Source organism: Companilactobacillus suantsaicola (assembly GCF_004745525.1).
Lineage (GTDB): Bacteria > Bacillota > Bacilli > Lactobacillales > Lactobacillaceae > Companilactobacillus > Companilactobacillus suantsaicola.
The window spans coordinates 1-23,097 of the sequence record NZ_RKLY01000037.1 but is presented as its reverse complement, the minus strand read 5'-3'; the positions used below and the strand labels follow the sequence as shown (position 1 = coordinate 23,097).

Below are 23,097 nucleotides of genomic sequence, written 5' to 3'. Positions count from 1 at the left end.
TTACTGGGTTAACATTTTTATACTATTTTGAAATGTCAACCATATAAGGATTATCGCAGAACGCGGCCGGCACAACTTTGAGCTTTTTCAAGTTCGGAAAAATCTCAAAGATTGGCCTTTTTGTAGGTGCTAAAGCACCAACAAAAATTTGGCGGCTGAGCCAAATTGGCTTTGCTATTTCGGGCTGAATAACGGATCTATGTTTTATGTATTTTCCGTTCCTTTAAGAATACTAATTCTATTCTGATTTGGAGTTGGTATTTTGATCAGTTATTTGTTTTCCTAATTCAGAATAGAAGAATAAATTTTAACATAAAGAGGATCTTACTAGATTGCAACAATTTGCTGTTTTAGTAATATCCTCTATTATTTTTGAGTGAAATTAGAAGAACTGAGAAATGAACGCTTATAACGGATCCAGACCATTAATCATTTTTAATCTCACCCTGAATAGAATTTATATCCCACTCAGAATCCAGTGAAGTAACAGCATAGATCTGAAATCTAGTCTGGAGTAACAACTCTGGGAAATTCAGCTGCGAAATTTCTCTTAACGCTTTAGCGTTTAGTGAAAGACCAATCTTGGAGACAATTTTCGGGCTTAAAAATTGGCTTCAAGTTGCGTGCACATTCTCCAGCGTTTCCCAGAGTTGTTACGGAAGACGGTATCCAACCACCACCCTCCAAAAAGAAGATAACGTTTACATCTTAAAATGTCATATATATTTGACAACCAAATAAACATACCATATACTAAAGGTGTCAAATATATATGACTATCAGGAAAAGGTGGATTATGAATCGAGTTCGTGAATATCGACAGGCGAAAAAATTATCGCAGATGGCTTTGGCCAATAAAATTGGCGTTGCTCGACAGACAATTAATCTAATTGAGAATGATAAGTATAACCCGTCTCTAGATTTGTGTTTGAAATTAGCGTGGGTGTTAGGAACTGATTTAGATACATTGTTTTGGAAAGACGAAGAAGATAAAGCTTAATTAATTTTTGAGATGATAAAGTTTGCTTAATAAAATTCAAAAGTTAAAGTATACCTAAATTGGAGAGGAATCTTATGAAGAAAATCGACCGGAAACTAGTTAAATGGTTTATGGGATCAAATGTGCTAATTGATGAGCGGATTCAAAAAGAAGTCGGAGTTTTGGCAACGCGAACTGTTTTTGGATTGTTTGTCTTTGAATTGGTTTTAGGATTGGGAATGAGTGTTTACGCCAATAATTATCATGTCAGCGATTTTGAAACCTTATTTTATTTGACGATGTTTATTCAAATCATTGGCACGATGTTGCTGGTTTACGGTTTGATGCTCATCCCTATGGCCAAAAAAAGATTGCTGATCAAAGAAGTCACTCCTGAAGATAAAAAAGAAGTTATTAGGGGGATTCAGCACAGTTGGATCAAACTAGCACCGATAGAATTTGTGATTTACTGGGTTTTGAGCAGCTTAGTGGATGCTAATAGTAACTTTCTAGCAACTTTGTTCAGTTTCAGAGAAATTACTTCGGCACTAGGTTTTACAATCTTTTTCAGTTTTTTCATGTATCTTTACGAAAGAAAACATATCAAAGTTGTTAATGACAATAAATAATTTCTAGCATCAATATTCCTAAAATGTCTGGGAGTATTGGTGTTTTTGTTTTCATTGATTTTCAGTTTTTGGGGAAGATTTTTGGTGTGATATATATGAAGAAAGTATCCGGGTGCTGTGATAAAATTAAGAAGTATATCTAAGAGGGGACAAACATGAAAAAGATAAAATCTAATCTGAAATTCTTCCTTTCGCGAGTTGATCATTCGACTCAACTTACAGCGGTCTCTTTGATTGTGATGCTAGTATCGATTTTAATAGTTGGATTATTCCATGGCTCTATCAGTGGCTACATCCAAGCTATTTTGGTCGTTATCGCTTTAGTTTTGTTTATTTATCTATTCCTATTATTAGGGGAAAAAGCAGGTAAGTATACGAATAATTTGCAATATCGCATCGATCGCGGAACGGACAACAGTTTTGTCGAATATCCTTTAGGGATACTTTTGTACGATACTGATAAACAGATTCAATGGGTAAATCCTTATTTTGTAGAAACAACGGGATTTAATCCGTCCAATAGTATGAGTGTCAAAGATATTTCGTCGGAGTTGTCTAATTTGATCGACCAAAAAGATCAGCCAGATAGTACGACGATTCAAATTGATGACAAGTACTTTCTCGTTCAAGTCCAAACGGAATTGAAAGTAATTTATTTGTTTGAAATCACTCATTACTCAAAGATTGAAAAACGTTATGAAGATAATCGTTCTGTCATTGGCCAAGTCTATTTGGATAATTATGCCGAAATCACCCAATCAATGAGTGACCGTGATGTTTCAAATTTGGACAACTATATCACTAATGAGTTAGCTAACTGGGCTTCTAAGGAACAGATGTTTTTGAAGCGAATTGACGATGACCACTTCTTCATCATGGCTTACACTGGCCGTATTTTTAACATGGAGAAAAATGGTTTCAAAATTCTTGATGTCATTCGTGAATTCACATCGCAGCAAAACGTGCCATTAACTTTGAGCATGGGCTTCTCTTATGGGGTCGATGATTTACATAAGTTAAATGACGAAGCACAAAAGAATTTGAATCTGGCGCTAGGTCGTGGTGGTGACCAAGTTGTTGTTAAAGAGATCGGTGAAAAAGCTCGTTTCTATGGTGGCAACACTGACCCAATGGAGAAGAGAACTCGAGTTCGGGCTAGAATGATCAGTGAAGCTCTTCAAGAACTTCTCAAAGACAGTGATCAAGTCATTGTTATGGGACATTCGCATCCCGATATGGATGTTTTAGGATCTTCATTAGGTATCAGACGAATCTCAATCATGAACAATACGCCATGTAAAGTCGTTATCAATCCGAATACTTTGCATTCAGATGTTAGCCGACTTTTGGGCATCATTGATAAAGATCCAGAGATCAAAAAAGATATTATTACCCCAGATGAATCGATCAATATCAGAACTAAGAAGACTTTGATCGTTATGGTTGATCACTCGAAGCAAAGTATTTCAATTAATCCCGAGTTGTTTAATGCGGAAAATGAAAAAATCGTTGTTATCGATCATCACCGAAGAAGTGAGGAATTCCCTGAGAATCCAATGTTGACATACATTGAACCATACGCTTCTTCAACCAGTGAATTGATTACCGAAATGTTGGAATATCAGCCTAAGAACAAAAAAGCAATCGAAAAAGTTGAAGCAACTGCACTCTTGGCCGGTATTACTGTTGATACGAAGTCATTTTCACTGCGGACAGGTACGAGAACCTTTGATGCGGCCAGTTATTTACGTTCAGTTGGGGCTGATGAAACTGTCATTCAAAATGTTTTGAAAGAGAATATTGATTCCTTCATTCAAAGAAATCACTTAATCGAGACGATTACGATGGTTAATGGTAATATGGCAGTTTGCTTTGGAGAAGAAGACAAATCGTATGATCCAGTTATTGTTGCCCAAGCAGCGGATACATTGTTATCATTAGATAATGTTGAGGCTTCGTTTGTTATCAGCAAACGTCCAGATTCACGAGTGGGAATTTCAGCTCGAAGTCTTGGTAATGTTAATGTTCAAGTAATTATGGAAAAACTTGGTGGTGGAGGACACTTGTCTGATGCTGCCACGCAGATTGCCGATACAACAGTTGAGGATGCTAAAAAGCAGTTGATCGATGTACTGACGGAATCTGCTCAGAAATAAAGGAGGAGTATTATGAAGGTTATTTTCCTAACAGATGTTAGAGGTAAAGGTAAAAAGGGCGAAGTTAAAAATGTCGCTACAGGATATGCACAAAATTTCTTATTGAAGAATAAGCAAGCAATCGAAGCTACTAGAGCTAATATTGCTAAACTAAATGCCGAACAAAAACGTGAAGAAAAAGACTATGAAGCTCAAAAAGCTGAAGCTAAAGTCTTGAAACAAAAGATTGAAGACGACAAGACAGTCGTTGAAGTTTTAGCTAAGTCTGGTGCCGATGGTCGACTATTTGGTTCAGTAACTACTAAAAAGATTGCTGACGAGATGGATAAGCAATACAAAATTAAAGTTGATAAGCATAAAATGGAGCTCTCTGATGGTATCAAGTCTCTTGGATACATAAACGTACCAGTTAAGTTGTTTGAGGGTGTAGAGGCCGTCATAAGAGTTCACGTTGCTGAAAAGAAGTAGGATATAAATGAATAACGATATAACTTCAAGAATACCGCCCAATGATAAGGATGCTGAGCAAGCCGTATTAGGAGCGGTTTTTCTAAGTCAAGATGCTTTGGTTGAAGCGATGGAATACGTTGAAGCGGATGATTTTTATCAACACGCTAATCAATTAGTTTTCCAAGCGATGATGAATTTAAACGATGAAGAGCAACCAGTTGACGTCGTGACGGTTCAAAATGAACTCGATCGGCAAAATCAGATTGAAGATATTGGTGGAGTTAGTTACTTAGCTGAATTAGCTAACTCTGTTCCAACTGCCGCCAATACGGTTTATTACGCTAAAATCGTCAAGAATAAATCAGTTTTACGGCGTTTGATCAATGCGGCAACCAAAATCGTTACGAGAAGTTTCGATGAAGATGATGACGTTGATAGTATCATTGACCAATCGGAAAAAGATATTATGGATGTATCTGAAAATAGAAATCACAAAGGTTTTCGGAGAATCTCTGATGTTGTTAAGTCTTCCTTTGAAGAAATTGATAAGCTTTATGACCAGGATAGTGAAGTTACTGGTTTATCAACTGGTTATAAAGACCTCGATGCGATGACGACTGGGCTGCATAAAGATGAATTGATTATTTTGGCGGCCCGTCCGGGTGTCGGTAAAACTGCTTTTGCTTTGAACCTGGCTCAAAATGCGGCCACTAAATCCAATGCTACCGTAGCCATATTTTCCCTAGAAATGGGTGCTGAACAATTAGTTAACCGGATGCTTTGTTCAGAAGGTAGTATCGATGCTAATTCTTTGCGAACTGGTAAGTTGGACGAAAATCAATGGAACAGTTTAGTCGTTGCCATGGGTAGTTTGTCACGGACGAATGTTTATATTGACGATACCCCAGGTGTGAAGATGGCTGAAATCAGATCCAAGTGCCGTAGACTTTTGAAAGAAAGTGGTCGTTTAGATTTAGTCATTGTCGATTATTTGCAATTGATCGAAGGAACTGGCCAAGAAAACCGTCAACAAGAAGTCTCAGTTATTTCTCGTGGGATGAAAAAATTAGCAAAAGAATTACATGTACCAATAATTGCGCTATCACAGCTTTCCCGTGGTGTTGAAGCGCGTCAGGATAAAAGACCAATGTTGTCAGATATCCGTGAATCTGGTTCAATTGAACAGGATGCGGATATCGTTGCCTTTCTTTATCGTGATGACTATTATCGTGATGAAGATGGGGATGACAACGATAATCAAGAGGAACCAGAGGACCAAGATGTTGGTGAAGTTGAAGTAATTATCAGTAAAAACCGTTCAGGTCCTCGTGGAACTGCTAAACTATTGTTTGTGAAGTCTTATAATAAGTTTTCATCAATAGCGAATATTCCAGAAAATTAAATAGTGTAGGTGTAGAAGATATGACGACAGTTGTTGTAGTAGGTACCCAATGGGGCGACGAAGGTAAAGGTAAGATTACCGATTATTTCAGTGGTGAAGCTAACATTATTGCCCGTTATCAAGGTGGAGATAATGCAGGACACACTTTGAATATCGATAATCACGTTTACAAGTTAAGATCAGTCCCATCAGGAATTTTGTATCCAGATAAGACTAGTGTTATTGGAAATGGTGTTGTTTTAAATCTTGAATCACTAAAAGAAGAATTAGGACGTCTACACGAACAAGGTGTCGATACAACTAATTTGAAAATTTCTAACCGTGCTCAATTGATCTTACCTTATCACATTGAGTTAGATAAGTGCCAAGAAAAAGCTAAGGGAGATTCTAAAGTTGGTACAACTAACCGCGGAATTGGACCTGCTTATACTGATAAAGCATCACGTGTTGGTATTAGAATGGCTGATATTTTGGACAAAGATCTGTTCAAAGAACTTTTGACACAAAATCTAAAACAAAAGAATGAACTATTTACTAAGATCTACGGTGTTGAGCCAATGAAATTTGATGATATTTTTGAAAAGTATTATCAAATTGGTCAAGACTTAAAAGACCGTGTAATCGACACATCTGCCTATTTAAATCGTGAATTAAAGAATGGACAAAACGTTTTATTTGAAGGTGCACAAGGAATCATGCTCGATATTGACCATGGTACTTACCCATATGTAACTTCATCTAATCCAGCTGGTGGTGTCACAACCGGTGCCGGAATCGGTGCTCCATTGATCGATAAAGTTATCGGAGTAGTCAAAGCCTACACATCAAGAGTTGGTGCTGGCCCATTCCCAACTGAACAAATCAATGAAACAGGTGACTTTTTAAGAGAAGCCGGTCACGAATACGGAACCGTAACACATCGTCCCCGTCGTGTTGGTTGGATCGACTTAGTAGTTTTGAAGCACTCATGTAATGTTTCAGGAGTAACTCACCTATCACTTAACTGTTTAGACGTCCTAACAGGTCTAAAAGAAATCAAAGTCTGCACCGGCTATGACCTAAACGGCAAGATCATCGACGAATATCCAGCTAACTTGAACGTCTTGGCAAAGTGTAAACCAGTTTACAAGACCTTCCCAGGCTGGACAGAAGACATGACAAAAGCCAAATCATTGAAAGACTTGCCACAAGCAGCAATTGATTATTTAGACTTTATCAAAGACCAATTGGGAGTAGAGTACGCCACAGTTTCAGTTGGACCAGATAGAGAACAGACAATTGAAGTTAATGACGTCTGGAGATAGAGCGTGTAGCAGGGGCGGTCAGCTCCCGGAGGATAACGTAATTTCACGAATTGCCTGCGTACTTTGCAGGTGATTTGGGAAATTTTGTTATCTCGGAGGGAGTTGCCCCTGCGGAGCGCGTTTTTGATAGAGCGTGTAGCAGGCCCGCTTAGGACTTGGCAGATAGCCTAGCTTCACGAATTGCCCGCGCACTTTGCGGGCGATTTGGGAAGCGTAGCTATATGTCCAAGTCCTGGCCTGCGGAACGCGTTTTAGCTATATCGCATAGAACTATGGTTAACACAAAAAGAACCAAAAAGTAAAAAAACAAAAGCATCAAGAGCCCAAAAACTCTTAGATGCTTTTTTAATACCTCCAAAAACCAAAACCCTTGCATCAATCCAAAAAGGTGTTATTATATAAACAACAAGTTAATAAAAAAGTAACAACCATACAACGAAAAAGGCAAGGTAACAATATGACAACATACGCAGTAACAGGATCAACTGGACATTTCGGACAAGAAGCCATCAAACAACTACTAAAACTAGTTCCTAACGATCAAATAATCGCTCTAGCTCGCAATACTAAAAAAGCCCAAGACTTACTACCAAAAGAAGTAAAAATCCTTCCTGGCGACTATACTAATCAAAAACAACTAGAAGAATCTCTGACAGGAGTCGACAAGTTGCTATTCATCTCATCCCAACCAGGAGGTCCAGTAACACGTCAAGTTCAACATCAAAATGTTGTGACTGCAGCTAAAAATGCTGGTGTAAAGTACATCGCCTACACTAGTTTTTATCATGCCGACCAAGCCACAGCACCACTGGCAGATGATCACAAGGCTACAGAAAAGATGATCAAAGACAGTAACCTCAAATATTCATTCTTAAGAAATAACTGGTATTTAGAAAATGACGCCGACAAAATTGAAGCCGCTGTTAATCACCAAGACTTCGTTTATGCTGCCGGAAATGGTCGCGCCGGTTGGGCCTTAGAAAGTGAATACTCAGAAGCTGCTGCCAAAGTGTTAGTTACAGAAAATCCCCAAGCAATCTATGAATTTGCTGGAAAGACACGTACTTATCAAGAACTAGCTGAAAGTATCGATGCTCAGTTTAAAGTAGTTTCATTAAGTATTGAAGATTTTCGTCACGCTTTAAAGGCTAGCGGAATGGATGAAGCAGTAGTAGAAATCCTTACATCATTCCAAGAACTTATCCGTGATGGCAATCTTGCAGGGGATAGTGATGACTTACCAAACGTTCTAGGACGTCCATTAACTGCTTTGCCAAAAGCAATTAAATCAATAATTAGTGAGAAATAATTGTTATCGACCGGTAAAATGTCATATGATATTAGTTAGTAATTACTGGGAGGAGAGCAAATGAAATATTCAAGCAAATTAAGTGATGGTGTTCATATCTTGGCTTACGTTGATATTTGTCAGGATGGAGATTTATCCAGCAATGCGATTGCCAGTAGTATTGAATCGAATCCTAGTTTAGTTAGACGAATGATGGCGCGGTTAAAAAAGTCAGGCTTGTTAGAGAGTCAACCTGGAAAAATCGCCCCTAAGCTTAGTCGAAGTGCTAGTGAAATTACGTTATTAGACGTTTACCGATCGATTGAAGACAATCACAATTTACTGCACGTTGATGAAAAGACTAATCCTAAGTGTATCGTCGGCGGCAATATTCAAAATACGTTGAGGAGAGCTTATGATAAAGTTCAAACCGATGCAGAGAACAGTATGGCGCAGATTTCATTACAGAACATTATCGATGATATTTTAAGCAGTAACGAAAAAAAACAAGCAGCTAAATAAGTTGCTTGTTTTTTATTTTCATGAAAATTACTTATTTTGTTCGTCAGTTGAAATGAGGCCTTTCTGAAAATTGATGAAACGACTACTATTACGGCTGTAAGTTAAAGTGTAGTAGTAAGATTTGTCTTTGCTCAATTGTTTCAAGTAAAATCTCGAATACCTTGGCACGTCAGAAATTTGATAACCGATGACACTGAAATTACTGACACGCGAATTAGAATTTTTAGCTAGCTGATATAATCCAGTGTTACTTTTATCAGGGTCTAAGCCCAGGTTAATGGAAATTTGATTGAAGTTACCAGGGTCAACAGCACTAGTGGCCGTTAAATTGGAATTGATAATGGCCGTTTTAAGTCGTTGTAAAAAGTTCTGCGCCGAATCAACACCGGCTTTTCCCAAAGTGACATTATCTAAAACGTATTGTGGTGGATACTGGTTGTTCTTTTGATTGAGATACTTGGCAGAAGTAACACTGTCGTTTTTGTAATATAAACGATAACGATAACTGACAATATTCTTGGTGTCGTCATAACGGTTGCAACTGACGGTAATGTATTTACCATGAGTATCGCGGCCGAAATTCAACAAGGTTAAATTAGTAATGTAACGGTGTGGCTTTTGGTGAACCTTTTTTAGTAAAGCTTTTTCTTGATCATTAGATAAAAAACTTAACTCGTCTGTATTATGATAGTCATCATTGAGTTTGCTGACGAGATTTATTGCTTGCTGTTTCTTTTGACTCATGTCACCATCATTTAAAGAGATACCTTTAGGGGCAATATCTTCGTCAATATTTTTAGGATTGACGATCAATGAAAATGGAATTGTGATCTGGGCTAAAGCGTCGACAGTTTTATCCTTAATTTTGCCAAGGTTAAGGGCATAACTCAGAATGATCATTATGAGAAGTAGAAGAATGACGAGCCATTTAATATATTTTTTGTTTAATTTTTTCAAAATATACACCCTTTATTTGCACGTTAATTTAATATAATAATAACAAGATGAACTAAGTATTTGGAGAAAATAATGAAAGATAAGAAAGTTTTAAAAAGTAAAGAACACTACTTATTGTTAAGTGCTGGTATTATTGGTGCCATCACAGCTATCATCTTCTTCATTATGCTCTCAAGAGGAGTCGTCAATGCAGTCGTAACTTCTAAAATTTCTAATCAGTATCAGGATAAAGAGTTAGAAGTTCTCAAAACTAAGATAGATTATCCAACTTTGAACTTCATTGGTAAAGTAATTAAAGCCAGTGATGGACACGATGTGATTACGACAGAAAATATTGATCGATTTGAACAACTTAAAAAGAATCTCCAAGCTCGAAAAGATCGTCAAAAAGATGTCGACGATTTATATGATGGTAAGAGTAATTACCGTGACGGCGTTACGAGTTCGGAAATTAATAGTTTAGATAAAACTTTATTAAAAGAGAAAAATCAAGACATTTATCAAAAATTACGTAATCGACTGGATACGATTCAAATTTGGTTTGAACAGACTGAAGATGCCGATAAGTATTTGAATAAGACGTGGCAAAATTTTAATAACGACAACGACAGCCTCGATTTTAAAAAGGTTTCAATGATCAATACTTATTATAAGTTGATCAAGAATAAAACAGTTAAGAATCGCTGGTCTGAGGCAACCCAGAAGATGGATCAGTATTTCTCTAGTCATCAGAGTGAAAGTAGTCGTGTAGCGGCTGTAAAACAGGAATTAGAAGCTTTGCGGGATGCTCCTTTAACACAGAAGTATACGCCAGCTCAGGTTGACATCGTTTCGAGTTTACAATTTTCAAGTTCAGCCGCCGATGATTTGACCCAGGCAGGTGTCACTGGCAAATACGTGCTTTATTACAACACTAGTTCTAATAAACTGGCTTTGATGACTAAAGTTAATGGCAAGTACGTGGCCGAAGATGGTTACTTGAGTGTCACAGCATCACAAGTAAGCTCTGGAAAATATACAATCAAGAAATTAGTCAATAATGGAACAAACGATGCCGTTATAACGGATACAAATAACAGTGATTTTGGACAGTATCTGACAAATGCTGACGATGATGATTTAGAAAAACTCGGTGTGGTTGATCCTGACAATACAACTGTTGATTATAATTCAGCAACGCCAGTCTTTTGGCTAAAGAATAATCCCGATTTGAATAAGTCAATTTACTTCACAAATAATTCCAGTTTAGGATTCATTTACAGTAGTAGTGGAGCTAATTATGATCAAGGATTACAAATTAGTAGTAGTGACTTATCAAGTTTGATGAATAAACTTTCAACGGGAATAACATTTTATGTTAATTAGAGGTTATTATGCGTAAAAAAATAGGGTTACATCAAAAAGTAACTAAGAAAAGACGAAAATGGCCATGGATTCTCTTAACATTAGTAATACTAATTGTTATTGGCGTTTTGAGTTTCTGGTTGAAGTACGGTTACGATATAAAAAATACGATTGCGGATGGATATTCATACAGTCAAGGGTTAAAGGCATCTGACTTTCATCCCAAAAACGCCACCGTTATATACGACCGTAACGGTAAAGAACTGAAAAAATTATCACAATCGAGCTCTAATTATACACCGATAAACGAGATTAATCCGCGAATCAAAAAGGGCTTAGTTGAAGTAGAGGATCAACGTTTCTACATTCATCATGGAGTAGATATGTATGCGATTCTTCGATCTACCGTTTCGACACTATTGCATCGTCGAACTGAGGGTGGATCAACTCTGACTCAACAATTAGTTAAGAACGTTATTTTACAAGATCAGTCACAAAATTTAACACGAAAATTAAAAGAAATGGTGATTGCCCAACAACTGGAAAAGAAATTTACCAAACAACAAATCTTGGAATTCTATATTAACAATGTCTATATGGGACACAGTTCATACGGATTCAGTGCAGCAGCAGACTATTATTTTTCTCAAAATCAAAATGATTTATCAATCGATAAAGTGGCCGTTTTAGTAGGTATTCCCAATAATCCAGTCTATTATGATCCAGTCAGTGCTCCTGATCGAACTGTCAAACGTCGGAATATGATCCTTTATATCTTTTATCAACGAGGGCTTATTTCCAAAAAAACTTACCAAACAGCTCGTCAAAGACCATTGGGACTAAAAATTAATCAAAAGAAGTATGACAATGATGTTTCTAATAACTATGCTTTAAATTATGCTGTCTTCAATGCGACGGAAGAATTAATGAAGTCATCTGGTTTCACGATGCAATATGCTTTTAAAAACGAAGCTGCTAGAAAGAAGTATGATGCTAGTTATACTCAGGAGGCTGCTCGAGCTCGTGGTCAACTGATGGAAGGTGGCTACACGATTCGCACAACAATCGATATGAATGTTCAAAATCAGATTGAAAGTATCGTTAACAAGACCTATCAAGCCTATACTGGCCGTGATGCCCACGGAAAACTAGCTCCGCAGGTTTCAAGCACCGTTATAGATAATAAAACGGGAGACGTTATAGCGATAGTTGGTGGTCGAACTACTAGTGGTGATCAAGTTAATCGTGCGATAAGTGGTTACCGGCAACCTGGTTCGACCGCTAAGCCATTAGTAGCGTATGCACCAGCTTTTGAAAGAGGTTATTTACCACAGAGTACTGTCGTCGATTCAGCAGTTGGTAATGTTCACAACTGGTACAGTGGTTATACTGGTAAGACGACCGTTCGACATGCTTTGGAAAACTCTATTAATACGGTGGCTTATAAATTAGCGCTACAAGATACGAATTATAGTTTTTATGACGATCTAGCTAAGATGGAATTTGCTAATTTACGTCCGGTTGAAGATAAGAATGCCATTGCCGCTTTGGGAACTTTTGGTACGACAACGACGGAAATGGCTTCGGCCTACAGTTCATTTTCTCGTGACGGGCAATTTATTCATCCTAGCAACTTGAGCAGTATTTATGATAATGACAATAATCGTTATATTTATCAAAATACTCATATGAAGAAATCAGTCTACACGAAGAACGCCAGTTATATGATGATCAATACGATGCAGTCAGTTATTAGTGATGGTCTGGGGAAAGCCGCAGCTTTAGATAATTACAAGTATACGGCCGGAAAGACTGGTACTAGTGATGATACAAAAGATTCTTATTTCGTCGGAATGACACCAGATTTCACGATTGCTAACTGGACTGGTAACGATATTCCTTCTTCCTTGACGGGAACAGAACAAGGTTTGTCAATGAAGACCTTTAAAGCTGAAGGAGAATATTTGGTAGATCAATTGAAACAAAAGGATGTCAACTTTAAAAAGCCAGATACGATCGACGTTGATGGCAATAAATTGACGGTTGATAATAAAAATGAGCATCCAAGTATCCAGGACGTTATCGACACTTACTTTGCTAAATATACCAAGAATCAAACTGACAAGAATGCCAATCGATTGTACAACCTCGATTACCGAATCATCTACCACCTAACAAAGAAAGAGGAGTACAAGCGTGAAGATAAGGTGCAAGCAGCAATCGATAAGTATAGCGATACACCAATCACCAAGGAAGCACAGTATAATAAGAAATTAAGTGAATTACAGAAGATTCGTTATTTGAACGCGAATGTTAAGCGCCAGTCTGCTAAAAATGACTTTAATCAACAAATTCTGCAACTGCAAAAGGAATTGAATTTGAGTCAGGCGATGTTTGCGACGGCAAAAGATAATAAGAAGATTGCTAAATATGAGGAAGAAAAAGAGGCCATTGAAACGCAGCGTGAACAAAAACGTCAAGCGATGGTCGATAAGTTAATGCCGCAATACAATGCGCAGTTACAAAAAGTTAAAGAGGCCTATAAGAATAATGATTCTGACAAGGCTGATCAAAAACAAAAATTAATTGATATTATGAATGAAATCAGAAGCTATGGTGGCAAGGTTGATGACGTAAAAATCAACGTTGAAACTTCAAGTGACAACTCAGACTAAGATATTTATTATATAGTTGAGTAATATACTTGAATTAAAATTTCAATCAGTGTACTATTGCTACTAACGTTTCAATTCAGTTTTTGTTTCATCGGAGGGCCTATTTGGCTAGACAAGATGCTAGTAGTTAACGCTACTAATGTCTTGTCTTTTTTTAACTGAATAGAGAATGAGGGAGGGATACTATGAAGGTTTTAATGCCATATATTAAGCGCTATCGAAAAGATGTTTATATTGCGCTAATATCAGTTATTGCTTTAGTCTTTGCGACGCTTTGGCAGCCGCGTTTGCTACAAGTAATAATGAACGCCATTTTAAAAGGAGATCAAGCGACAATAATCAAAGAAGGAATCATTTTGATTATTTTAGCGATTGTCGGAATAATCTCCGGAGTAATTAATACGATTTATTCTGCTCATGTTGCTTTAGGCGTCGCAACCGATTTGCGAGCAGATCTTTATAAGCAAGTTCAAAAGTTTGCTTATGCGGATGTTGAAAAATTTTCCGCTTCAAATTTAGTTGTCAGAATGACTAACGATATTAATCAAGTTCAACAAATCGTTATGGCGGCGTTTCAACAAGTTAGTCGAATCCCGTTACTGTTCATCGGAGCCTTTGCTTTAGCTATGATCACGATGCCACAACAATGGTGGGTTTTAATTGGAATGATGATTATCGTTTTAGGCGTCAGTTGGTATTCATATAAGAAGATGAGTGATTACTTTGCTCAAACCCAAGAGGATATTGAAGACGTCAATACCGTTGCCCGAGAAAATTTAATGGGAATTCGAGTAGTTAAGTCATTCGTTCAAGAACCTCAAGAAATTGCTAAGTTTTCGAAAGCATCTGATCGTTTAACTGACGTTACAGCCAAGATTGGTTATAACTTTGCCATTTTGATGCCAGCTTTCTTCTTAACTGCAAATATTGCAGTCGTTATAGCGGTCTATATTGTTGGTCAAAACATCACGGTTCATCCAACTTATTTAGCAGCTATCACTAGTTTTATTTCTTATTTAATGCAGATTTTATTCGCCGTAATCAACGGTGGGTTCTTGATGATTGCCGCTTCTAGAGCAAATATTTCTCTAGGAAGAATTGGCGAAGTACTAGAAACAAAGCCAAGTATGGTTTATGTCGAAGGTAGTAAAGATCCAGTCGAAGGTGAGATTGAATTTGACCATGTCACATTCACTTATCCAGGGGATGATGCACCAACATTAAAGGACATTAGTTTTAAAGTTAATGTCGGTGAAATGATTGGTATCGTTGGTGCTACGGGTTCAGGAAAGACCACGTTGGCCCAACTGATTGCTCGACTTTATGACCCTGATTCAGGTGTGATCAAAGTTGGCGGAAAAGATGTTAAGCAGCTCTCAGAGAGTACTTTGCGTCATACCATCGCCTATGTGTTGCAACGGTCAACCTTGTTCTCAGGAACAATTTCTAATAACTTGCAACAAGTTAAACCTGATGCCACGTTACCGCAAATGCAGTGGGCTGCTAATATTGCTCAGGCGGCGGAATTTATTGAACGCTTGCCACAAACATATGATGCACCAGTTGAAGAACGTTCTTCAAACTTCTCTGGTGGTCAAAAGCAACGTCTTTCAATTACCCGAGGAATTATTGCTCAACCGAAGATTTTGATCTTGGATGATGCAACTTCAGCACTAGATGCTGAATCAGAAAAATTAGTTCAAGAAGCTTTAGATCGTGATTTGAAGAAAACTACAACGGTTGTCATTGCTGAAAAGATTTCTTCAATTTTACGAGCAGATCGAATTTTGGTAATGGATAATGGTCGAATTGTTGGTAATGGTAATCACAAGCAACTTGTCGCAAGTAATCCAGTTTATCAAAAGATTTACACGACCCAAAAAGCTAGAGAGGGGGCAATGTAATGAGTGACTTGAAAAACGCCAGTAAATACTATTGGCATTATTTAAAGAAATACTGGTTTGGATTTTTAATGACGTCAATTCTAATCGGTATTTCAACTGCCTGTATCGTAATCGCTCCAACGTATTTAGGACGAGCAGTCTCAGAATTAACGACCTATTTACAACAGTGGGGTGACACAGCAACACGTTCTCAAGCTAGTTTAGGAAGCTTTCACAAGACGTTATTGATCTATTTAGGACTTTACTTAGGTGATGCTTCAACTTTGTTAATTTCCAGTTGGATCTTAGCTAGAATAACAGCTTACTCTACCGGAACTATGCGTGTCGGTTTATTTAGAAAAATGCAACGAATGAAAGTTCAATATTTTGATCAACACAGTGATGGAGATATTTTAGCTAGATATACTTCTGATTTGGATAATATTTTTAACGCTTTGAACCAAGCGTTGATTGAAATATTCTTAGCGGTTGCCCAGTTTATCGGCTTGTTGATCGTAATGTTCAATCAAAATACGACGATGGCTTGGGTTACAATGGCTTCAACACCAGTTGCCTTGATTATTGCAGGTTTTGTAATGAAAAAAGCCGGTGTTGCCGTTAATAACCAACAAGATGATATCGGAACTTTAAATGGTTATATCAATGAGCAAGTTACTGCTCAAAAAGTTATTATCACCAATGGTTTACAGAAGGACTCTATTAAAGGTTTCAAGAAGCATAACGAAAAGGTTAGAAAATCAGCTATGTCTGGTCAAATCTGGTCAGGTGTTTTGAATCCTTTGATGCAGGGGATGTCTCTCTTGAATACAGCTATTGTTATCTTCTTTGGTTCTTGGTTCGCCTTAAATGGTACTTTATCAACTGGAGCTGCTTTAGCTTTAGTCGTCGTATTCGTCAATTATGCGCAACAATACTATCAACCGATCATGTCGTTGACTAGTTTGTACGGAATGATCCAATTAGCTATCACTGGGGCTCGTCGAGTTGATGAAGTTAGAAGACAACCGGATGAAGTTACACCAGCTAATGGCAAAGACTTACCAGGAATTAAGCAAGAATTACAAATTTCTGACGTCCACTTCAGCTATTTACCAGGCAAAGAGATTTTGCATGGCGTCTCGATTTCGGTTCACAAGGGCGAAATGGTTGCTTTAGTCGGACCAACTGGTTCAGGAAAGACGACCGTTATGAACTTGTTGAATCGTTTCTATGACGTTGATAGTGGTTCCATCACAATTGATGGCGTAGATATTCGTGACTTCTCACTGAAAGATTTACGTAAGAACGTCGGAATCGTTTTACAAGACCCTCAATTATTCTCTGGGACAATTGCTGATAACATCCGCTTCGGTGATCCTGATGCGAATATGGATCAAGTAGTCGATGCCGCTAAACAAGCCAATATTCACGAATTCATCGCCAGTTTGCCAGATGGTTATCAGACAAAAGTTTCCGATGAACAGAGTATTTTCTCAGCGGGACAGAAGCAATTGATGTCAATTGCCAGAACCATTTTGACTAATCCGCAATTATTGATATTGGATGAAGCAACATCAAATGTTGATACTGTAACAGAAGCCAATATTCAAGCGGCGATGGATCGAGTAATTCAAGGACGTACAAGTTTTGTTATCGCACACCGTCTCAAGACAATCCTAAACGCTGATAAGATTGTTGTTCTAAAGAGCGGCCAAATTATTGAACAAGGTAATCACGAAGCTCTATTGAAAGAAAATGGCTTCTATGCTGGATTGTATCGTGATCAGATGGTTACTGAATAGAGGTTTTTCTTTAGTTTGGTTGGGTGGTTAGATGCCGTCCTCCGCAACGGATCTGGGAAACGCTGGAACGCTCTGGGCACAACTTGAAGCCAATTTCAAAATCGGAAATTGTCTTCAAGATTGGCCTTCTTGTAAATGCTAAAGCATTAACAAGAATTTCAGGGCTGAGCATTTCCCAGAGCTGTTACTCCAGACTAGATTTCACGTTTTTGCAGTTGGTTATGTGAATTCTGAAGTGGATACAATTCTATTCAGGATAAGCATAAATTGATTTAAGGGTCTGGATACGTTATAACCTTTTGAATTTTAATCAGTAAATTTTATAAAAAATAATAGAAGACATTATTAGAGATGCAGGAGATTGCAGCAAACTAGTGATGTCTTCTTTTTTATACTGTTTGTATTCTAAATTGTGAAAGCAATTCAACTATAAAAATCTTAAGCACTATATATGAATAGAATTAGCATTCCTAAATGAATGGAAAGCAAATAAATCATAGATCCGTTATTCAGTCCGGAATAGCAAAGCCGATTTGGCTCAGCCGCCAAATTTTTGTTGGTGCTTTAGCACCTACAAAAAGGCCAATCTTTGAGATTTTTCCGAACTTGAAAAAGCTCAAAGTTGTGCCGCCATTCTCCAGCCAAAATCGGCTTTGCTATGGAGGACGGCATACTTAAACAAACAAAAAAACTAAAAAACTTTTTCAGCTTTTTAGTTTCTTTTAAGGTTTCTTATTTAAAATCTTCCACGGGATTAGTTCTTTTAGCGATAGCTGGAAGAATCAATCCTAGAGCAATCAAGGCAAGTGGTGTAATGATGTTTAGAGCTAATTGGAACCACCATGATGATGGGTCTTTAGCCATATCCATCTTAGGAACCATACCCATGATACATGCAAAGGCTGTTAAGAAGAATGTCCAAAGGCCTAAACCAAAGCCAATGGCCTTGTTCTTAACAAACATATAATCTGATTGATATTTGTCCATTTGTTTGGATAGCATCATGAAGGCAAAGAATACCCAAAGATAACGCATAGGCATAACGATTGAGTTAAGATTTAACAACCAGTTATATAAATCGTTCATACCATTGATACCTAATGCAGGCACAATGATAAGAATAGAAACTAATACGGCTGTCATCTTGTAACCATTGATAGCAATACCATGTTCGTTTTTCTTAGAAAGAGCCTTAGGGATGAATTTAGAATCAGCATCGCCTAAAAGCATACGAAGTGGAGCGTCAATTGAAATAGCTAGAGCAGCAGCACTAGTTAAGGTATTTGTAATGGCAAAAGCCCAAACGAATAAGTTACCAACGTGGAAACTTTGTCCCAAGAATTGGAAAGCTTGGTAAGCCCCGTTGGCCATCAGGTCAGCAGGAATGTGATTTGAGTTGACGATCATACCAATTGCAAATGAACCTAAAACAGCTGAAACAGCAACCATAACGGCTAGAATAATCATTCCGAGTGGGAATTCTTTTGAAGCGTTCTTAGTCTTATTAACGTATGGTGAAATTTTTTCACATCCACCAACAGCGAAGACTAACATTGAAATGGTCGTAAAGTATTGGAAATCGAATTTCGGTATGTATGTGTGAATATCAGTCATGTTTGGTGTTGCGATTTGGACATGAGTGATAAATGGAGCACTAACTCCTAAAATAATGAACAACATTGACATAGTAAACATAGCAATCCCGGCGATACTACCTATATTATTCAATGTTGCGACACCTTTACTTGCCACCCAAACGAAGGCAAGAAAGATGATCAAACTTAACCCTTGAACAAAAAATGGTGATGCTTGATTAACAAAAGAGCCATTACCCTTGAATAACCAACTTAAACTAACCATAATGATTTGCGGCTTTTGAGCAAGGTAAGGTACGTGAACTACCCAATAAGTCCAAGCTGCAAAATAAGCTAGTTTATTATTTGAAAGAGCTCTGACCCAAGAACTGACACCGCCACTTTCTTCTTGGAAAGCTGATCCTAATTGTCCCACCATTAGAGTGTATGGAACGAAGTAAAGAACCATAATTAAGATCCAAGATGTTACAACAGCTAAGCCTTGATTGGCAAAGTTATTGATAACGTTGTTTAATCCCCAAACGGTAGTGAAGCCCACTAGGGCAATATTCCACCATCTGAAGGTCTTTGCATTTTTTCCATCTGACATAATCAAATCCTCCTACAAATTTGATTATACAGGAAAGATATGAGGTATAGCACAGTAATAATGAGATATTTTTCACAAAATATCCTAGAGTTATTTTTTAATAAAAAAATTTTTGTGAAATTGACAGATAAAATCAAAAAATTATAATTTAGAAATACGGTTGAAGAATAAATTCATTTTACAGATTGAATTTTCGCTGTATAATTGTGGACTATCTATATATAATGATAATGATTAGATAGTAATTAATGGAGTTAACTATGAATAACAATAATATGCGAGGTCGGCGTAAAAAAACACGTAATAGTGCATTAGCGTCGAATAATAGTAGTAGAAAGATCAAGCATCCGCTTTTGAAGATTCTAGGAATGATCGTTCTATTGGCAGCTTTTGTCATTGGAGCGTACGGATTTCGAATCTATTCACAGACTCAAAATTCTTTAGGTCAGACATATAAAGCAATCGATGGCAAAGTTTCTACGAAGATTAAGGATAAAAAACCAGTTTCGATTTTACTATTAGGTGTTGATACGACTGATAATGGAGTCAGAGATAATGTAAGTAACTATCGTGGTAATTCTGATACGATGATCGTTGTGACTGTCAATCCCAAGACTGAAAAGACGACGATGACTTCAATACCTCGTGATACGATGGCTCAAATTTGGAAGAGTTCAACCAATAATACGAATAAAATTCAAAAAATAAATTCAGCTTATAATATTGGTAACGAAGAGAGTGCCTTAGCTACGACAGAAAAGCTTTTGAACATCTCATTGGATTACTACATCAAAGTCGATTTCAACTCATTGAAGAAAATTGTTAATGCAGTTGGAGGCGTGGATGTTGACGTACCGTTTAGTTTCTCGTATGGTGATACAGGTGAAAAGGAATCTCATTTCAAAAAAGGTAAGATGCATTTAAACGGTAAACAAGCTCTAGATTATTCTAGAATGCGTTATGACGATCCAGAAGGTGATTACGGTCGTCAAAAACGTCAACGTCAAGTTATCAAGGCAATTATTAAGAGTGCAGCAAGTGCAAACACCTTTACCCACTACCAAAAGGTCTTGAATAGTATTTCAACTTCAATGACGACTAATCTAAGTTTTAACGATATGCAATCGTTATTCTTGAATTATCGTGGTGCAGCGGGCAGTATTGGTTCTGATCACTTACAAGGATATGGCTCAATGATCAATGGATCATCTTATGAAATTGCTTCAACTAAAGAGTTGCGTCGTGTATCTAATAAGATAAGAAAAGAATTAGGCCTATCAGAAGAACAATTAAATAATAGAGAAACTAAATTAAACGCGTATAATGAAAAACTAGGTTTCTCGTTTAACTACACAGGTAATCAAACGCAAAACTACTCTACTTCGATTAGATCGACTAACGCTAATACCGGTTATGGTAATAGTGGCGGTTCAAGTTATGGAAGTGGATCTAGTTCCAGTTCTTATGGATATGGTAGTTCTAATTCTGGGTCCTACGGATCTAATTCAGGATCGTCTAACGGCGGTTATGGTGGCTATTAAGATATCTAAATAATGGGAAAATCCCAATTTTAAAGGCTGAGACAGATAGTTTCAGTCTTTTGTTTGTTTTTAAGGAGAAAAATATGAGTGTTTTAGAAGTACACGGATTGACACAACAGTTCTTGGATAAACGGTTGTACGATTCGGCAGATTTACAAGTGAATAAAGAAGACCATTTGGGGATCATTGGTCAAAATGGGGTCGGTAAGAGTACCTTCATTAAGATTTTGACTGGTCAGATCGAACCAGATGAAGGAAAAATAACCTGGAAGAAACATTTGACGATTGGTTATTTGGATCAACAAGCCAAACTTGCTGCGGGGATGACTATTTTTGAGTATCTTCAAACAGCATTTTCAAAGTTATATGAAACTAGTGAACAACTAAACCAGATTTACATGAATAATCCAGACGATGAAGATTTGCAAAAGGCTGGAAAACTCCAAGAAATCTTAGATGCCAACGATTTCTATGAAATTGACACCAAGATTGAACAAGTTGCTACTGGTTTGGGACTAGATGCGATTGGATATGATCATGATGTTTCCAAATTAAGTGGTGGACAACGTTCAAAGATTATCTTGGCAAAGATCCTTTTGGAAAAACCAGATATGATTTTGCTTGATGAGCCTACTAACTACTTGGATACTAATCATATCGACTGGTTAGCAGACTATTTGAATGATTTTGCGGGTTCTTTTATCGTTATTTCCCACGATTATAACTTCTTAGACCGAATTATTAATTGTGTGGCTGATTTTGAGTTCGGCAAGATCACAAAGTATACAGGTTCTTTGAAGCAGGCTCTGAAGCAAAAAGCTGCTAATAAGGAAACATATATGAAGGCTTACGTTAAGCAACAAGAGAAGATTGCTAAGACTAAGGCTTATATTAGAAAGTTTAAAGCTGGTACTAGATCAAAGAGTGCTAAGAGTAGAGAGAAACAATTAGCCCACATGGATGTTTTAACCCCACCATCTAATAAGACTGCTTCAAGCTTTGGCTTCCCATATATTGAAGTTCCAAGTTCACGGATGATGCTAGAAGTAAATGACTTAAAAGTTGGTTATGATGGCAAACCGTTATTTGATAAGGCTTTGAATTTCTCAATCGTTAGTGGAGAAAAGATGGTCATTAAAGGGTTTAATGGTATCGGAAAATCTACCTTGATCAAGACGCTTTTGGGAATCTTACAACCAATCGAGGGGAATTTTGATTTCTCAGAAGTGACAAAGATTGGTTATTTCAAGCAAGATCTAGTTTGGGAAAACAACTTAGAGAGTCCCTTCAAGTTTGTTAGTGATAGGCATCCAGACCAAGGTGGCAAAGATGTTAGACGTGTTTTAGCCAGAACTGGGCTCACTAATCAGCAGATCATGTCACCACTACGTTCATTATCTGGTGGGGAGCAGACTAAGGTTAAATTGGGTGATTTGATGTTTGATACATCGAATTTCCTATTTATGGATGAGCCTACAAACCATTTGGATGATGAGAGTAAAGCTGCTCTACGTAAAGGCTTGAAGAACTATGATGGTTCATTGATTTTAGTTACCCACGAAGAGGACTTCTATAGTAGTGACTGGATCGATAAAGTCTTAGATATTGAAAAAATCAAAGAAAATTGATCTTTTTCAAAAAAATATGAAAAAAGTACTTGCATTGGTTTACCATAAACGGTAAGATATTACCTGTTGTCGCGATAGAGCCGACGTATCAATGGTTTGGATGAATTTTCATCAAATTGTTGAAATAATAATTTTAAAAAGTTCTTGACATTATGTTTTGAACTTGTTATGATTATTAAGTTGACTCGTTGAGAGCAACGAGCTAAGAATTTGATGATTATTTTCATTAAATTCTTAGAAAAATTATTTTAAAAAGTTCTTGACAAGTTATTGTCAGCTTGATAAAATAATTAAGTCGCTGATGAGCGTAAGCGCTTAATCAGCTGGTAGACCTTTGAAAACTGAACAAAGTT

The 23,097-nt window shown here is 37.2% G+C and carries 16 protein-coding genes; 14 read left to right on the top strand and 2 right to left on the bottom strand.

The window, feature by feature from the left end; all coding sequences use genetic code 11:
* The first annotated feature begins 796 nt into the window (after nucleotides 1-796).
* From EGT49_RS11095 to EGT49_RS11060, 8 genes are all read left to right on the top strand, one after another.
* Nucleotides 797-1,000, top strand: a complete 204-nt coding sequence (locus tag EGT49_RS11095; protein WP_135374343.1) for a helix-turn-helix transcriptional regulator — start codon at nucleotides 797-799, stop codon at nucleotides 998-1,000.
* A gap of 74 nt (nucleotides 1,001-1,074) precedes the next feature.
* Nucleotides 1,075-1,608: a DUF3278 domain-containing protein gene (locus EGT49_RS11090; protein ID WP_135374341.1), complete on the top strand. Its 534-nt coding sequence runs from the start codon at nucleotides 1,075-1,077 to the stop codon at nucleotides 1,606-1,608.
* Between the two features lie 155 nt (nucleotides 1,609-1,763).
* Nucleotides 1,764-3,764 (top strand): DHH family phosphoesterase, encoded by a 2,001-nt coding sequence (locus EGT49_RS11085; protein WP_135374339.1) that lies wholly within the window; start codon nucleotides 1,764-1,766, stop codon nucleotides 3,762-3,764.
* Between the two features lie 12 nt (nucleotides 3,765-3,776).
* Nucleotides 3,777-4,232 (top strand): 50S ribosomal protein L9, encoded by a 456-nt coding sequence (gene rplI / locus EGT49_RS11080; protein ID WP_135374337.1) that lies wholly within the window; start codon nucleotides 3,777-3,779, stop codon nucleotides 4,230-4,232.
* A 7-nt stretch (nucleotides 4,233-4,239) separates the two neighbouring features.
* Complete coding sequence (gene dnaB / locus EGT49_RS11075; RefSeq protein WP_135374335.1) at nucleotides 4,240-5,616, top strand: replicative DNA helicase; 1,377 nt, start codon at nucleotides 4,240-4,242, stop codon at nucleotides 5,614-5,616.
* 20 nt (nucleotides 5,617-5,636) lie between these two features.
* The gene (locus EGT49_RS11070) at nucleotides 5,637-6,920 is read left to right on the top strand and encodes an adenylosuccinate synthase (protein ID WP_135374333.1); all 1,284 of its coding nucleotides are present in this window, start codon (nucleotides 5,637-5,639) and stop codon (nucleotides 6,918-6,920) included.
* Between the two features lie 457 nt (nucleotides 6,921-7,377).
* Nucleotides 7,378-8,229: an SDR family oxidoreductase gene (locus EGT49_RS11065; protein WP_135374331.1), complete on the top strand. Its 852-nt coding sequence runs from the start codon at nucleotides 7,378-7,380 to the stop codon at nucleotides 8,227-8,229.
* Between the two features lie 60 nt (nucleotides 8,230-8,289).
* Nucleotides 8,290-8,730 carry an Rrf2 family transcriptional regulator gene (locus EGT49_RS11060; protein ID WP_135374329.1) on the top strand — a complete coding sequence of 147 codons (441 nt, stop codon included), beginning with the start codon at nucleotides 8,290-8,292 and terminating at the stop codon, nucleotides 8,728-8,730.
* 27 nt (nucleotides 8,731-8,757) lie between these two features.
* On the opposite strand, the gene EGT49_RS11055 is transcribed toward EGT49_RS11060, so the two are convergent.
* Nucleotides 8,758-9,687 carry a hypothetical protein gene (locus EGT49_RS11055; RefSeq protein ID WP_135374327.1) on the bottom strand — a complete coding sequence of 310 codons (930 nt, stop codon included), beginning with the start codon at nucleotides 9,685-9,687 and terminating at the stop codon, nucleotides 8,758-8,760.
* A 72-nt stretch (nucleotides 9,688-9,759) separates the two neighbouring features.
* On the opposite strand from EGT49_RS11055, the gene EGT49_RS11050 reads away from it, so the two are divergent.
* The 4 genes from EGT49_RS11050 to EGT49_RS11035 all read left to right on the top strand — a co-directional run bounded on the left by EGT49_RS11050 (nucleotide 9,760) and on the right by EGT49_RS11035 (nucleotide 17,391).
* A complete protein-coding gene (locus EGT49_RS11050) occupies nucleotides 9,760-11,052 on the top strand; it encodes a hypothetical protein (protein ID WP_135374325.1) in 1,293 nt (430 codons plus the stop codon).
* 8 nt (nucleotides 11,053-11,060) lie between these two features.
* The gene (locus EGT49_RS11045) at nucleotides 11,061-13,706 is read left to right on the top strand and encodes a transglycosylase domain-containing protein (RefSeq protein WP_135374323.1); all 2,646 of its coding nucleotides are present in this window, start codon (nucleotides 11,061-11,063) and stop codon (nucleotides 13,704-13,706) included.
* 185 nt (nucleotides 13,707-13,891) lie between these two features.
* Nucleotides 13,892-15,610, top strand: coding sequence for an ABC transporter ATP-binding protein (locus EGT49_RS11040; protein WP_135374321.1), 1,719 nt, complete (start codon nucleotides 13,892-13,894; stop codon nucleotides 15,608-15,610).
* Nucleotides 15,610-17,391: an ABC transporter ATP-binding protein gene (locus EGT49_RS11035; protein ID WP_135374319.1), complete on the top strand. Its 1,782-nt coding sequence runs from the start codon at nucleotides 15,610-15,612 to the stop codon at nucleotides 17,389-17,391. The genes EGT49_RS11040 and EGT49_RS11035 overlap by 1 nt, the downstream gene beginning before the upstream one ends.
* Nucleotides 17,392-18,123: 732 nt before the next feature.
* Here the strand turns inward: EGT49_RS11035 and EGT49_RS11030 are convergent.
* Complete coding sequence (locus EGT49_RS11030; protein ID WP_135374317.1) at nucleotides 18,124-19,575, bottom strand: amino acid permease; 1,452 nt, start codon at nucleotides 19,573-19,575, stop codon at nucleotides 18,124-18,126.
* 260 nt (nucleotides 19,576-19,835) lie between these two features.
* On the opposite strand from EGT49_RS11030, the gene EGT49_RS11025 reads away from it, so the two are divergent.
* Both EGT49_RS11025 and EGT49_RS11020 read left to right on the top strand, forming a co-directional pair.
* Entirely contained in the window at nucleotides 19,836-21,116 is a 1,281-nt protein-coding gene (locus EGT49_RS11025) for an LCP family protein (protein WP_342772255.1), read from the top strand.
* Between the two features lie 83 nt (nucleotides 21,117-21,199).
* A complete protein-coding gene (locus EGT49_RS11020; protein WP_135374313.1) occupies nucleotides 21,200-22,744 on the top strand; it encodes an ABC-F family ATP-binding cassette domain-containing protein in 1,545 nt (514 codons plus the stop codon).
* Nucleotides 22,745-23,097 lie beyond the last annotated feature (353 nt).